Origin of the sequence: Wolbachia pipientis (assembly GCA_023052945.1) — a bacterium.
Classification (GTDB): Bacteria; Pseudomonadota; Alphaproteobacteria; order Rickettsiales; family Anaplasmataceae; genus Wolbachia.
The window spans coordinates 554,589-567,697 of the sequence record CP095495.1; the positions used below are offsets into that span (position 1 = coordinate 554,589).

Sequence of the window (13,109 nt, forward strand, 5' to 3'; positions counted from 1 at the left end):
TTATGGTTAAAATTGTGAAAAGTCTCAACCAAATTCATCAAGACAAACCGGGCAACGACATTATGACCTTACCCAGGAAAAGTGGAGAGAAAGTTGGGAATGTTTTTACAAAGAGAATGATGAATCAAAAAGCTCAGGGATGCAATAGTTAATAGTAGAATGTCTGCGTTGTTTGTTATAAAAAATTTCTATATATTCAAATATAGCAGTTTTAATAGACTGTTTGGAGTACTTAGCAGTATTTATTAATAACTCTCTTTTCAGAGAACTAAAGAAACTTTCTACAACGGAATTGTCGTAACAATAGCCTTTGTGACTCATGCTAGGAACTATGTTCTTTATAGCTAGTAGATTTTGGTAATTTTTTGAAGTATATTGTGAACCTTGATCGCTATGTAATAGTAGATTCTTGGGATGGTTACGCTTGTAAATGGCCATTAACAAAGAGTCAATAACCAACTGTTTATTTATTGAGCTACTCATCGACCAGCCAACTACCATACGTGAATATAGATCGATTACTACTGCCAAATATAGCCATCCTTTCTTGGTTCTTATATAAGTAATATCAGTCACCCACACTTTATTTGGTTGATCGGTAATAAAATTTTGATCTAATATATTGGGAACTATGACTCTATTGTCAGTTTGCCGTTTCTTGGTTTTAAATTTTCTTTTAAGTATAGCCTTAATGCCATTTTCTTTCATAACATTTTGCACTGTTTTGATGTTGTAATTTTTACCTAAAGCTTTCAATTCAGCATGAATTTTAGGGGCACCATATCTGCATTTAGAAACTTGATGTATTTTTTGAATATCTGCTAATAGATCTTTTTTTGCCAATTCCCTATTGCTTATTTTTTTAGCAAGCCATTTGTAATAACCACTAGCAGATACACCAGAAATTCTACATAATTCTTGTACTTTATAGCAATTGCTATGCTCTTTTATAAAAAGATATTTTACTCTTTTTGACTGGCAAAATATCCCAGGGCTTTTTTTTAAATGTCTCTTTCCCTTGTTACTCTTGCTAACTCTCTCTTTAAGTCAAATCTCTCTTTATCATAAGGCGCTACGTTACCCCTGCCCGGAAATGCATTTACTGCTGACTTTTTCTCGTTATACTTCTTTATCCACTTACCTAATATACCGGGATTTATACCTAGATCCCTTGCTATTTGTGAAATTGTTTCTCCCCTTTCTCTGAAAAGTTTTACAGCTTCTTCTTTGAACTCTGCTGTATACTCTCTTCCATTTGTCATATTGCACCTCTTTATGAAAACATTTTTTACTATAAAAACGTCTCAACTTTCTCTCCACTTTTCCTGGGTAAGGTCAAACCCGTGGTAGCTAGTTATTACACTCTCTATTTTAAAATTTGACGTTGGGTGATGTCTTGAACGCTTTATAAGCGCGCTTCAGCTTATGTAGGTAAAAACCTAGAAATTTTATAAAGACATACGGTGCACATAGTGCAAAAAATTAAACAATAGTACGCCAAATACAAGTTTTCTTGTCATTTTAATCTGCTGCAGAGATTGCGAAGTTAAATAAAATAGCTTCACTTTCATGACAAGGGGGCTGGTGGAGTTTGTCAAGTAAGTTTTTTCGTCTCTATTTCCAATAAAAGTTTGTATGCAATAACACAGAAGCATGTGCTGCTATTCCTTCATTTCTTCCAATAGAACCTAATTTTTCTGCAGTAGTTGCTTTAATATTTACAAATTCATCACCAATTTCTAATGCTTTTGATATGAATTTCTTCATTTCTACTTTGTAAGGCGATATTTTAGGCTCCTCACAAACTATAGTAATATCTAAATTAGACACGCTGTACCCTTTTTCCTTTGCTTTTTTAGCAGCAAAGTCAAGAAAGTGAGATGAATTGCAATCTTTCCATTCAGAGGAACTAGGAGGAAAGTGCTCTCCTATATCGCCACATCCCAGTGCTCCGAGTATTGCATCAACGATTGCATGTATTGCAACATCACCATCAGAGTGCGCTTCTATTGCCATGTTGTGTTCAATTTTCACACCGCAAATTTTTATAAAGCTCTCAGCACCATTTTGAACTTTAATGAACTTATGTATATCATAACCAGTTCCGACACGAAATTTTGGCTCTTCAAAGAGAAGCTTTGCCATATTGATATCCTCTTTTGTGGTTAACTTAAAATTGCTTTTCTCACCTTTAATAATCGCAACATGTTTTTTGTGCTCTACCGTTAGTGATGAATCGTCAGTAAATTCTTTGTCTGATTGATGGCACGATAATAATTCTTTGAAATTAAAAATTTGAGGAGTTTGTATGGCTCTGAGTTTTCCTCTTGAAATCGTAGATTCAACGAAATTATTACCCACCAATGACATAGTGTCTTCGACTTCTATTGCTGGTACTACTCCTGTATATTGATCATTAATCATGGACTGAGCCAAGTTATCTATCAGAACATTTGACACAAAAGGCCTACAAGCATCGTGTATAACTACAAAATCTGGGTTAATTTTTTGTAAGCTTTCAAGCCCTAGTTTAACTGAACTTTGCCTGCTTTCTCCTCCATATATTGGACTTAGTAATTTAGTGTCTACACCTCCTGTCATCCAAGTAGCTTGACTACTTGTTTCTTTTTTTCTAGATTCCAGCGTTACGCGCTGGAAGGAGTGTACCGCTGATTTTTCACTTAAATAATGATTGTACAAGAGCTCCACCGCTTCCCTATAAAAACTTTCATGGTCTCTATTAATTGCTATTCTTATGTAATCTATATATTGGTTAGCCAGAAATCTTTTAATTGCATGAAATAAAACAGATTTACCTGCAAGTTTTGTATACTGCTTAGGAATTGTGTTACTACATCTACTGCCTACTCCTGCTGCAACTATTAATGCTGCTATTTTGTATTTCTTAAGTCTGTTAGTGTGCATATTTATCATTTTCAGCATAAGTGTATAATAGCAGGCTACCTAAAATTTCAATAGGATTAAGAAGAGCCTATTTTCTCTTTGCAGAGGCTTCCCTCTTTACCCCAAATTCTTTTCAAAAAAATTTTTGACTTTATATAAAAAATTACTTCCCCTACTTAATTAGCATAATTATAATAGCAAAAGAGATATTTAGAGAGCTCAAAATCTATCTTTGCCTGCAGGCCTTTCTATTACGCATCTAAAATTCAGTTAAAAATGTAGCGTATCTTCTTCAGCGTATGTGGGTGCACACACATGCTTAATCTCTGTCGTATGGCACTGCATTTTTTCTGAATCTTTTTTCACATGGGGGAATTCTATGCCTAAAATTCCATATTCTTAACAAAAAACTACTACTTAACAGAAGTAATAAATAGTATTACAAATCGTCAAATACTTTCAACATAGGAAAAATAAATTGCATATTTTTCAGTAAATTGACTATGCTAAAAGCATGCAAAAACGTCATATAACTATTTGTTTTATACTGCTTTTTATAATAGGGGTGTTATTCCTGATGCGTCCTATGATTTTTCCATGTTTAATATCCATTGTTGTTGCATATTTATTTAATCCGCTAGTAGTCAAGTTTGAAAAGTATAGAATACCGCGTTTATATTCTGTAATTTTTATAATACTTGTTTTATTAATAGCTTTTATACTAGTTATAACATATGTTTTACCTATTATATATGTTCAAATTACCTCAATATTAAATTTCTTAGTGAGTAAAGTGCCTTCATTAAAGCTTAAAGTAATCCCCTCTGTATTAGAATTTCTTAATATAAAAATCGAGGATAGCTTATTTGATCACTTATCTAAAAACCTAGCAGAAAATTACAGCAACTATGTATCTTATTTCATGAATGCTCTTGATATCGCTAGTAACTTTATAATCCAAGTGTTAAGTTCAAGCTTTAACACAGTATCATTAATGGTGATTACTCCTGTAGTGTTTTTCTATATATTACGTGATTGGCCTTTAATTATAGAAAAAGCTAATAAATTAATCCCTATTCCTTACAGGGGAAAAATTGCAGATTATTTTTCCAAAGTAGATTTCATTATATCTAGTTATCTAAAGGGGCAGGTAAATGTATGTATTGTCATGATGGTCTTTTACTCTGTGAGCCTGAGCATAATCGGATTGAAACACTCTATTGTTATTGGAATTTTATCAGGAATATTAACATTTATACCTTACGTAGGACCATTATTATATACCATTATTGGTTTTTTGAGCGCTATCACTCAATTTAGTGGATGGTTTGAAAGTGCTGCTGTTTTGCTATTATTTGGTATTGGACAATTAATAGATTCAAACATATTAGTTCCTTTATTAATAGGAAAAAAAGTTCATATACATCCAGCTGTAATTATTCTGGGAATTACTATATGCGCTTCATATTTTGGATTTACAGGTATATTACTTTTTATTCCAATAATAGCAATGTTCAATGTATCAGTAGAATATGCAATCAATAAATATTTTAAAAGTGAGCTTTATAAAAACGGCTAACAGACCTTTTGTATAATCAATTTATGGTAAGAGGAGAAATGAATCCAGAATACCTGACACATTTGAGGAGTGTAAGTAAATTTTTGTGCAAAAATTACTACCAGAAAGAGGTTACGTAAGAGGTTTAATGTGCAATTAAATTTATTTAACAACAATCAAGCTGATTATAGTCGGCAAAATTACATCATCTTAGATGAAAATAAGCACATATATAATTCAGTAATTGATGATTTATCTTGGAAATGTCTGATTCTTTTTGGACCTAAAAGCTCCGGTAAAACTCATCTTGCTCATATTTGGCAATCAATAAACGATGCAATTTTTATCAATGTGAATAACTTCGTAAGCGAGATTAGATATAGCGATACTTTTATTTTAGAAGACGTACAAAACATTAAAGATGAAGCAATGTTATTACATTGTTACAACTACATGAAAGAAAGTGACAAGAGGCTGCTAATCACTTCTTCAATTTCACCAAAAAAGCTTAACTTCAAACTAAGAGATTTAAGCTCCCGAATATTGTCAACTACCAGCGTAAAAATTTTGCCTGCAAGCGAGGAATTATTAAGAATTATGCTAATAAAACGATTTTCAGATAAACAGTTAAAAATTGATTTAAAAGTGATTAATTATATTTTAGCAAGAATAGAACGTTCTTTCTATAGCATTGATAAAATTATAGAGAAGATAGATAATGAATCTATAGGGTCAAATGTGACCGTTCCTTTTATTAGCACTTTATTAAAAAAAGATGTCATTTGATTTCTTCTTATTAGCACTTTATTAAAAAAAGATGTCATTTGATTTCTTCTTTTGTAAAGGTATATATTAAAAATTTATTAACACCCATAACACTAACGTAATTGAAATCTCTATCTGTCTATAGACCTGCTGAAAAAGGTGATTGAAAAAATGATGTGAGAGAGGTAGAAGAAGAATAAGCAGATCAAGTAAGGAAAAAAAATGAGCTTTAGTTACTATAATATGAAAAAACACCCAAGAAACTTTCGTAATATAACAGGTTTAACTATAGAGGAGTTCGAAAAAGTAGTGGAAAAAGTGAGGTCTGGATGGGAAAAACAGAAAAAGTGTCATGGTAGAAGATCAAAACTACCAACTCTGGAAGATAAGTTGTTTTGCGTAATTTTGTACTATCGCACTTACATAACACATAGATTTTTAGGATGCCTATTCAATGTACACAACGCAAATGTATGTAGGTTACTTAAGAGAATAGAGCCATTACTCGCCAAAAAAGTGACTATAACAAAAGATAGAAGTATGACGCCAGAAAAAATACTGAAGATTTTGGCTGATGTTACAGAACAGCAAATACAGAGACCAGAAGATAGTAAAAAACGGAAGAAATCATATTCAGGAAAAAAAAGAACCAACACTATGAAAACTGAGATTATTATCGAAGAAGGAGGAAGAATTTTATCAGTGTCAAAGTCATACCGTGGTAGAATTAGTGATTTCCGCATAAGGAAACAAGAAAAATATTTACCACTTGATAGCATAAAACATGCCGATTCTGGATATCAAGGTTGGCAAAAATTGCAAAGCAATGTTATAATTCCATATAAAAAGTATCGTAAAAAGCCATTAACTCCAGAGCATAATAGAAGATTAGCATCATTTAGAATGAGAGTAGAAAACAAGATCCGAGAGATAAAGATATTTAAGATTATGTCGAATGTTTATCGCAATTTTCAGAAAAAATATAACCTGAGGTTCAATATTATTGCTGGTATTGTAAATCTTAAGCACGCCTTTTAGTTAACCTTGATTTTAGTCACCCTCCTTTCCTTTTTTTTATCGCTTGATTCGCAGCAGGTCTTATGTTAGAATTATAATAAATATTATAATAAATATAGATACAGCTAAGAAGTATTCTATATTTATAGTAGAGCTCACTTTATAAGGTGTTTTTTATAGATTTGACGTTATAATTTAACTATGATAAAAGTAAGATTAAATTTAAAAAAAGGTTAAAGCAAAAGTTTGTGATGTTCACTCTATTGATAAATGCCTTATTTGTCTCATATTTTCTCATAAGAAACACAGGGAATACTTCTAATCAAATTATAGCCAAAGAAATAAATATAGGAGCTGGTAATGAAAAATAAACAGTCGCAAAATAAAAAAGAAAATCTTTACATAACATATTACATAGATGCTTTAGCTTCAGAGAGGTCCGCTACACAAAATACTCTGGAAAGTTATCGTTCGGATTTACACCAGTTTGAAGAATTTTTATTAGAAAGCGACACTACCTTGGTTGGCGCAAACAAAACCAATATTAAAGATTATGTGAAATTTCTATGTACACAAAAAAAATATAAAAGTAGCTCTATATCAAGAAAAATATCCGCTATGAAAAATTTCTATAAGTGTCTATTTAATGACGGAATAATAGATTTTAATCCAGCACCGGCTAATGATGTTGAGTTAAAGAATCCAAAAGTTTCTCGTCCTTTGCCTAAGTATTTAAATGTCGAAGAAATATTTTTGCTAATGGACACAGTGAGAAAATCAGCAAGCGAATCGAATAAAGAGATAAGCAGTAAAAGGCTATGTGCGATTTTAGATATCCTTTACTCTTCTGGAATGCGTGTTTCTGAACTAATTGATATGAAGTTATGTGAAGTGTCACATTTAATAAACAGTAATAACAAAGAATGCTATATAATAATAAAAGGAAAAAGTGGTAGAGAGAGGCAAATTCTTTTTAATGAACAAGCATTGCAGAGCCTTAGAAATTATTTATCAGTTCGTGACAATCTGATCCTTAACGGAAAGGAATCCGATTGGCTATTCCCAGGTGATAAACCTAATAAACCAATTACAAGGCAGAGGGTCGGTCAATTAATGAAGGAGTTAGCAAGAAAATGCAATATTGATGAAAATAAGATCTCTCCACACGTGATTAGGCATTCTTTTGCTACCCATCTACTGGATAGCGGAGCAAATATTGTGTTGATACAGAAAGTTCTTGGCCATACTAACCTTTCTACAACACAAATATATACTCATATTGCTAACGAAAAGTTAAAGGACAAATTAGCTGATTCGCATCCTATTACTCAGATGAGCAATAATTAAACTTATTGCTTTTAATTTGTAGTAAAGTTAAATTCAAATAAGTTTATGTGAGTTTGTGATTTCAAGTTTATTGTTTAATTTCTTCCTTATATTATGGGAAGTATTCTATACTTTAGTTGCTCTCCCTGTAATTTTCTTTCCTGAGTACGTAATAACCATTTTCCTCGTCTGTTCGGTGAAAGTTGTATTACTCATGCTGCGTTTATTATGTGGCATTAAATATGAAGTGAGGGGAATGGAAAACATTCCTAAGCAACCTTTTATCATTGCATCTAAACACCAATCTCCATTTGAAACATTTATTTTTATACTACTATTTAGAAAAGCGGTTTTTATTTTAAAACGTGAATTGAAATGGATTCCATTCATTGGTTTGCATCTTATAGCGCTGAAAATGATTTTTATTAATCGTTCAGATGGTATCAGTTCTATACGCCATATAATTAAACTAGCAAAAATGCGTATAAAAGAAAATAGAAGCATAATAATATTTCCTGAAGGTACAAGAACGACTATAAACCAAAATATAAAATATCAACCAGGTATTGCTGCTTTATATAGCGTATTATCTGTTCCTGTGTTACCGGTTGCTTTAAACACTGGTTTGTTTTGGCTAAAAAGCATACTTTCTCTGAGAAAGAATCCCGGAAAGGCAGTAATAGAAATATTGCCCCCAATATATCCTGGGTTAAACAAAAATGAATTCTTGCAAAATTTAGAAAAAATTATTGAAGAGAGAAGCAGTAGATTAACCATAGAAAAAACTGATATTGCAAATTAACAAAAAAACTTTATAATTAAAAAAAAAGTACAGTATTTTAGGTATTAATATATGGCAAATCATAAGAGTGCTAAAAAAATGATAAAGGTAATAGCAAAGCGCACTTTAATAAATAAGATGCGGAAAAGTAAAACTCGCACCGCTATTAGAAAATTGGTTGATATAATCAAGTCTGGCGACAAAGAAAATGTTGTTCTGGCATTTCGGAATGCTGAATCTAATTTACACAAGTGTGTGAATAAAGGTGTTATTCATAGGAATACTGCTGCGCGTAAAATAAGTCGCTTAAATGCAAAAGTAAAAGCATTGATGACCGCTTAATACGGTTAATGTAAAGTTAACTGTATTAATATATACTCTTCAGTTTGTATATTCTGTATAAAATTTAAGTAGCTTAAGTAATGGATAAAAAAGTGCTATTAGAACTAAGTAATGGATTAAAAATTGAGCTACCCATATTAAGTGGAACAATAGGTCCTGACGTGTTAAATATCAAGGATTTATATAAGACGACAGGATTATTCACTTATGATCCGGGGTTTGTTTCCACAGCTTCATGTTCTTCTTCGATTACATTTATTGATGGAGATGAAGGAGTTCTTAAATATAGGGGACATGATATAGCTGATTTGGCAGAGAATAATAGTTTTACTGCTGTGATTTATTTATTACTCTATGGTGAACTACCCAATTCAGAGCAACACAAAAAATTTCTTCTCAAAATACAAGAATCATCCAAAGTATCAGAGCAAGTTACAAATGTAATCAAAGCATTTCCAAAAACTGCTCACCCTATGTCGATTTTAGTTGCATGTTTTGCAAATTTGTCAGCATCTTACCATGAAACACATGGCAACAATGCCAATGGTGAAGATTTAGATTTTGGAATTTCTGCAATAGCACAAGTTCCTGCAATTGTTGCAATGATTTATAGGCATATCAACAATCAGGAATTCATAAATGCTAACAATGAATTAAGTTACAGTGAAAATTTCTTAAAGATGATATTTTGCGATGCTGTCGATAATGATAAAAGTGCCCTTTTTGCAAAAGCTCTGGATAAAATATTTACTCTCCATGCTGATCATGAACAGAATGCTTCTACGGCGGCTGTCAGATTGGTGGGATCGGCTGGTTCTAATCTGTTTGCAAGCCTCTCTGCAGGAGTTGCTACACTTTGGGGACCAGCACATGGTGGAGCTAATGAAGCAGTTATAAATATGCTAAAAGAGATAGAGCAAAGTGAAGATATAGATGAATTCATCGAAAAAGCTAAAGATGATAAAGATCCATTTAAATTGATGGGATTTGGACATCGTGTTTATAAAAATTATGATCCGCGCGCGCGGATATTGAAAGATGCTTGTCATGAGGTTCTAAGTAAACTAGAACAAAATAATGAATTGCTCAAAATTGCAAAAAAACTTGAAGAAATAGCTTTAAAGGATGAATATTTTATCGTGCGTAAGTTATATCCAAATGTTGATTTTTACTCAGGTATAATAATGAATGCTATCGATATTCCCTCAAATATGTTCACGCCTATTTTTGCACTTGCAAGAACCACTGGTTGGGTTACTCAGTGGTATGAAATGATAAATGATAAAGAAACTAAGATCTGTAGACCAAGGCAACTCTATTTTGGTAAATAAATTTATTTTTACTTCATTCTTTATTCCTTCTTTGAGATCATGTACAGGTTCTAACAGAGGATTGTGTTGTTAACAAAGAGCAGAGTAAAAAGGGATCTAGTCTATGCCTATCAGATTTTGTCTTACCTTAAACTGGATGATCATACATATACTCACCTCTCGGTACGTTCTGAAGATCAAAAGTCGTTTTATATTTACCCATTTGGTATACGCTTTGACGAAGTGAATGAAAATTCATTGATGAGAATATCACTAGATGGAAATGTGATTGAGGGTACAGAATATCAATATAATAAAACTGGCTATATAATTCATGGTTTTGTTTATCAAGCAAGGAAAGACATTCAAGCAATTTTTCACCTGCATACACCTTCTATTGTAGCAGTTTCTTCTCTAAAAGATGGACTACTTCCAATAAGTCAATGGGCACTGCACTTTTACAATAAAATCTCTTACCATAATTATAACTCCCTAGCACTTAGCAATACAGAAGGAAAGAGGTTAATAGCTGATCTGAAAGAAAATTTTGTCATGTTAATGCGCAATCATGGATCTATAACGTGTGGTCGTACTATACAAGAAGCAATGTTTTACACATATCATTTAGAACAAGCGTGCAAAACTCAATGTTTAACGTTAGCAATGAATAGGGAGTTATCAATTCCAAGTGAAGAAATTTGCTCAAAAGCTGTAAAGGATCTCCTATCTTTTGAAAGCAATCTTGGTGAGAGGGATTGGCACGCATGGGTTAGACTAATTAAAAGTAAGTTGTAAGAGGCTTTCGCACTACTATCTGTCATCCAAGTAGGGAATCATACGCGTCAAGTTAAGAGGTTATGAGCAAATTTAGAGAGGTTAAAGTGGATACTCTGACCTTACCCAGAAAAAGTAGAGAGAAAGTTAAGACGTTTTTGGAGTAAAATAAAACGTTTTTTCAAAATATGGCAAATAGAAGCAGCAGGATTCAAATTAGAAGCTGTTAAGCTGGTTAAAGAAACAGAAGTACAAAAATAGAAAAAGATCTAGGCATAGATGGCAGTATGTTAAGTAAGAAAATATGATGGAAAAATGTCAGAAGCATACGCATTTCCAGACAAAGCTCCTTATGACAAAGAAAGATTTGATCTAAAAAAAGAACTAGCAAGAGTAACAAGAGAAAGAGACATAAAAAAAAGCCCTGACCAAACAAAAAGAGTAAAGTATTCTTTTATATAGAAATTGCTATAAAATACAGGAACTATGTAGGGTTTTAGACATATCTGCTGGTGGTATGGGTTACTAAGGGAAAAAGCAGTAAGGAATTAGCAAGAGATGGGCTTCTAGCAGATATTCAAAAAAAGCATCCAAATGCAGATCCCTAAAATTCACGCTGAATTAAAAGCTTTAGGCAAAAATTAAAACAGTACAAAGTGTGATGCAAGGTTCAAAAATAAAAAACAGCAAATAAGCGACCAAGTTGTGGCTCCGAACATATTGGATCAAAGATTCACCACTGATCAGCCAAATTGATGGCCGTTAATGAGCGCAAACCCGATAAAAATCTGCTGTTACATAGCGATCAAGGGTCACAGTATACCTCTCAAAATTACCAATTTCTATTGAACACAAAAAACATCATTTCCAGCATGAGCCATAAGGGATATTGTTACGATAACTCTGTTGCAGAAAAGTTCACTCAAAAGGGAGCTGCTTATTGATACTTCTCGCTCAACAAACCAGAACTGCCATATTTGAATACATAGAAATCTTTTATAACAAACAACGTAGGCATTCTACTATTAATTATTGCATTCCTGTACAATTTGATGCATCATTCTCATGATAAAAATGTCTTAACTTTTCTCTACTTTTTCTGGGTAAGGTCAGATAAAGTAGAACCACCAAGTGAAAAATATATGCTAATTAGTACAACATCAGAGCTGGAAGATACGTGTGAAGAATTAATAGCAAAAAAGCCGAAATTTATAGCAGTTGACACGGAGTTCATTAGAAATAATTTAACCTACTACCCAAAATTATCGTTAATTCAAATTTCTTACGGAGAGAAGAGTTTTATTGTAGACGCATTAGTGCCAGAAATTGATTTATCATTCATTAAGAAAATAATGCTAAATCAGGGGATAACCAAAGTGTTTCATAGCTGCCGGCAGGATATAGAATCCTTACTCACTGTGTTTAAATGTATTCCCACTCCCATTTTTGATACCCAAGTTGCCGCTATGTTTTGTCATTATTATCATGACTTTATTGGTTACTCAAAAGTAGTAGAGCAATATCAAGGAGTAGTGCTGGATAAAATTAAAGCTAAAAATTCAGATTGGTTAAGGCGTCCGTTGTCCAAGGATCAGTTAGACTATGCAATAAACGACGTGGTACACCTATATGACTTATACCAAATATTGTGCAATAAACTTGAAGAAAATAATAGGACGTGTTGGTTTCAAGAAGAGATGGAATCAATAGTTAATATAAATAAGTATTTACATAGTCCAAAAGATGCATGGAAGAGAATTAAATTTAATTATGAAGCAAATCCAAGATTGGTATTAACTGTTAAAGCAGTTAGTGAATGGCAAGAGACCTTAGCACAGCGCTATAATATGAATCGTAATAAAGTAATTAATAATGCTGTCATAGCTGGTTTTATTGAAAAAAATGTAGAGCATGTTGATGAGATTTTAGATGATCTCAAGAGGAATGCAAAAAATATAAAAGATGCAGATTTACTAGAGTTTGTGAATATTTTTAATGAAAATGAAAAAAATTGGATGCAGCAAAACAGCATCTTACCGAATAATTGTGACAAATCTGTATTCGATATACTCTCAATTATTTTAGATAGTAAATGTAAAGAAAGTAATATATCAAGGAAATTAGTTTCTTCAAAAGATGAGTTAACCGGGTCAATATCTGGGCAGATAGATAAACTATTCAAGGGGTGGAGATACGATTTTTTTGGCAGGTCAATCGAATTATTTCTGAACACAAGCTCAAAATTTGAGATTTCAGCAGTGAAATCTGCAAATAATACAACTAAAATTCGGAGTAATGTGGTGGAGAATAACTGTTGCTAAAGTAACTTAGA

General features: G+C 32.4%; 13 protein-coding genes. 10 read left to right on the forward strand and 3 right to left on the reverse strand.

Annotated features, from left to right (window positions below):
• Positions 1–105: 105 nt before the first annotated feature.
• From MWH06_02655 to ispF, 3 genes are all read right to left on the reverse strand, one after another.
• Positions 106–987, reverse strand: coding sequence for an IS3 family transposase (locus tag MWH06_02655; protein ID UPA55731.1), 882 nt, complete (start codon positions 985–987; stop codon positions 106–108).
• A 14-nt stretch (positions 988–1,001) separates the two neighbouring features.
• Entirely contained in the window at positions 1,002–1,262 is a 261-nt protein-coding gene (locus tag MWH06_02660) for a transposase (protein UPA55529.1), read from the reverse strand.
• A 352-nt stretch (positions 1,263–1,614) separates the two neighbouring features.
• Positions 1,615–2,934, reverse strand: coding sequence for a 2-C-methyl-D-erythritol 2,4-cyclodiphosphate synthase (ispF, locus tag MWH06_02665; protein UPA55732.1), 1,320 nt, complete (start codon positions 2,932–2,934; stop codon positions 1,615–1,617).
• A gap of 484 nt (positions 2,935–3,418) precedes the next feature.
• Between ispF and MWH06_02670 the strand changes: the two genes are divergently transcribed.
• The 10 genes from MWH06_02670 (at position 3,419) to MWH06_02715 (ending at position 13,098) form a co-directional block, all read left to right on the forward strand.
• Positions 3,419–4,483, forward strand: a complete 1,065-nt coding sequence (locus tag MWH06_02670) for an AI-2E family transporter (GenBank protein UPA55530.1) — start codon at positions 3,419–3,421, stop codon at positions 4,481–4,483.
• Between the two features lie 129 nt (positions 4,484–4,612).
• Entirely contained in the window at positions 4,613–5,248 is a 636-nt protein-coding gene (locus tag MWH06_02675) for a DnaA/Hda family protein (GenBank protein ID UPA55531.1), read from the forward strand.
• 201 nt (positions 5,249–5,449) lie between these two features.
• Positions 5,450–6,265 carry a transposase gene (locus MWH06_02680; GenBank protein UPA55532.1) on the forward strand — a complete coding sequence of 272 codons (816 nt, stop codon included), beginning with the start codon at positions 5,450–5,452 and terminating at the stop codon, positions 6,263–6,265.
• A gap of 339 nt (positions 6,266–6,604) precedes the next feature.
• The gene (locus MWH06_02685; GenBank protein ID UPA55533.1) at positions 6,605–7,591 is read left to right on the forward strand and encodes a tyrosine-type recombinase/integrase; all 987 of its coding nucleotides are present in this window, start codon (positions 6,605–6,607) and stop codon (positions 7,589–7,591) included.
• Between the two features lie 193 nt (positions 7,592–7,784).
• On the forward strand, positions 7,785–8,372 hold the full coding sequence (locus MWH06_02690) for a 1-acyl-sn-glycerol-3-phosphate acyltransferase (protein ID UPA55534.1): 588 nt from the start codon (positions 7,785–7,787) through the stop codon (positions 8,370–8,372).
• A 51-nt stretch (positions 8,373–8,423) separates the two neighbouring features.
• A complete protein-coding gene (rpsT, locus tag MWH06_02695) occupies positions 8,424–8,693 on the forward strand; it encodes a 30S ribosomal protein S20 (GenBank protein UPA55535.1) in 270 nt (89 codons plus the stop codon).
• Positions 8,694–8,773: 80 nt separating this feature from the next.
• Complete coding sequence (locus MWH06_02700) at positions 8,774–10,024, forward strand: citrate synthase (protein ID UPA55536.1); 1,251 nt, start codon at positions 8,774–8,776, stop codon at positions 10,022–10,024.
• A gap of 63 nt (positions 10,025–10,087) precedes the next feature.
• Positions 10,088–10,798 carry a class II aldolase/adducin family protein gene (locus MWH06_02705; GenBank protein UPA55537.1) on the forward strand — a complete coding sequence of 237 codons (711 nt, stop codon included), beginning with the start codon at positions 10,088–10,090 and terminating at the stop codon, positions 10,796–10,798.
• 294 nt (positions 10,799–11,092) lie between these two features.
• Positions 11,093–11,239, forward strand: a complete 147-nt coding sequence (locus tag MWH06_02710) for a hypothetical protein (protein UPA55538.1) — start codon at positions 11,093–11,095, stop codon at positions 11,237–11,239.
• 680 nt (positions 11,240–11,919) lie between these two features.
• The gene (locus tag MWH06_02715) at positions 11,920–13,098 is read left to right on the forward strand and encodes a ribonuclease D (GenBank protein UPA55539.1); all 1,179 of its coding nucleotides are present in this window, start codon (positions 11,920–11,922) and stop codon (positions 13,096–13,098) included.
• Positions 13,099–13,109: the final 11 nt, after the last annotated feature.

Excerpts from the sequence above, each read along its gene's own strand:
- MWH06_02660 (UPA55529.1), bottom strand. The coding sequence starts at position 1,262 with ATGACAAATGGAAGAGAGTATACAGCAGAGTTCAAAGAAGAAGCTGTA.
- ispF (UPA55732.1), bottom strand. The coding sequence starts at position 2,934 with ATGATAAATATGCACACTAACAGACTTAAGAAATACAAAATAGCAGCA.
- MWH06_02670 (UPA55530.1), top strand. The coding sequence starts at position 3,419 with ATGCAAAAACGTCATATAACTATTTGTTTTATACTGCTTTTTATAATA.
- MWH06_02680 (UPA55532.1), top strand. The coding sequence starts at position 5,450 with ATGAGCTTTAGTTACTATAATATGAAAAAACACCCAAGAAACTTTCGT.
- MWH06_02685 (UPA55533.1), top strand. The coding sequence starts at position 6,605 with ATGAAAAATAAACAGTCGCAAAATAAAAAAGAAAATCTTTACATAACA.
- MWH06_02690 (UPA55534.1), top strand. The coding sequence starts at position 7,785 with ATGCTGCGTTTATTATGTGGCATTAAATATGAAGTGAGGGGAATGGAA.
- rpsT (UPA55535.1), top strand. The coding sequence starts at position 8,424 with ATGGCAAATCATAAGAGTGCTAAAAAAATGATAAAGGTAATAGCAAAG.
- MWH06_02700 (UPA55536.1), top strand. The coding sequence starts at position 8,774 with ATGGATAAAAAAGTGCTATTAGAACTAAGTAATGGATTAAAAATTGAG.
- MWH06_02710 (UPA55538.1), top strand. The coding sequence starts at position 11,093 with ATGTCAGAAGCATACGCATTTCCAGACAAAGCTCCTTATGACAAAGAA.
- MWH06_02715 (UPA55539.1), top strand. The coding sequence starts at position 11,920 with ATGCTAATTAGTACAACATCAGAGCTGGAAGATACGTGTGAAGAATTA.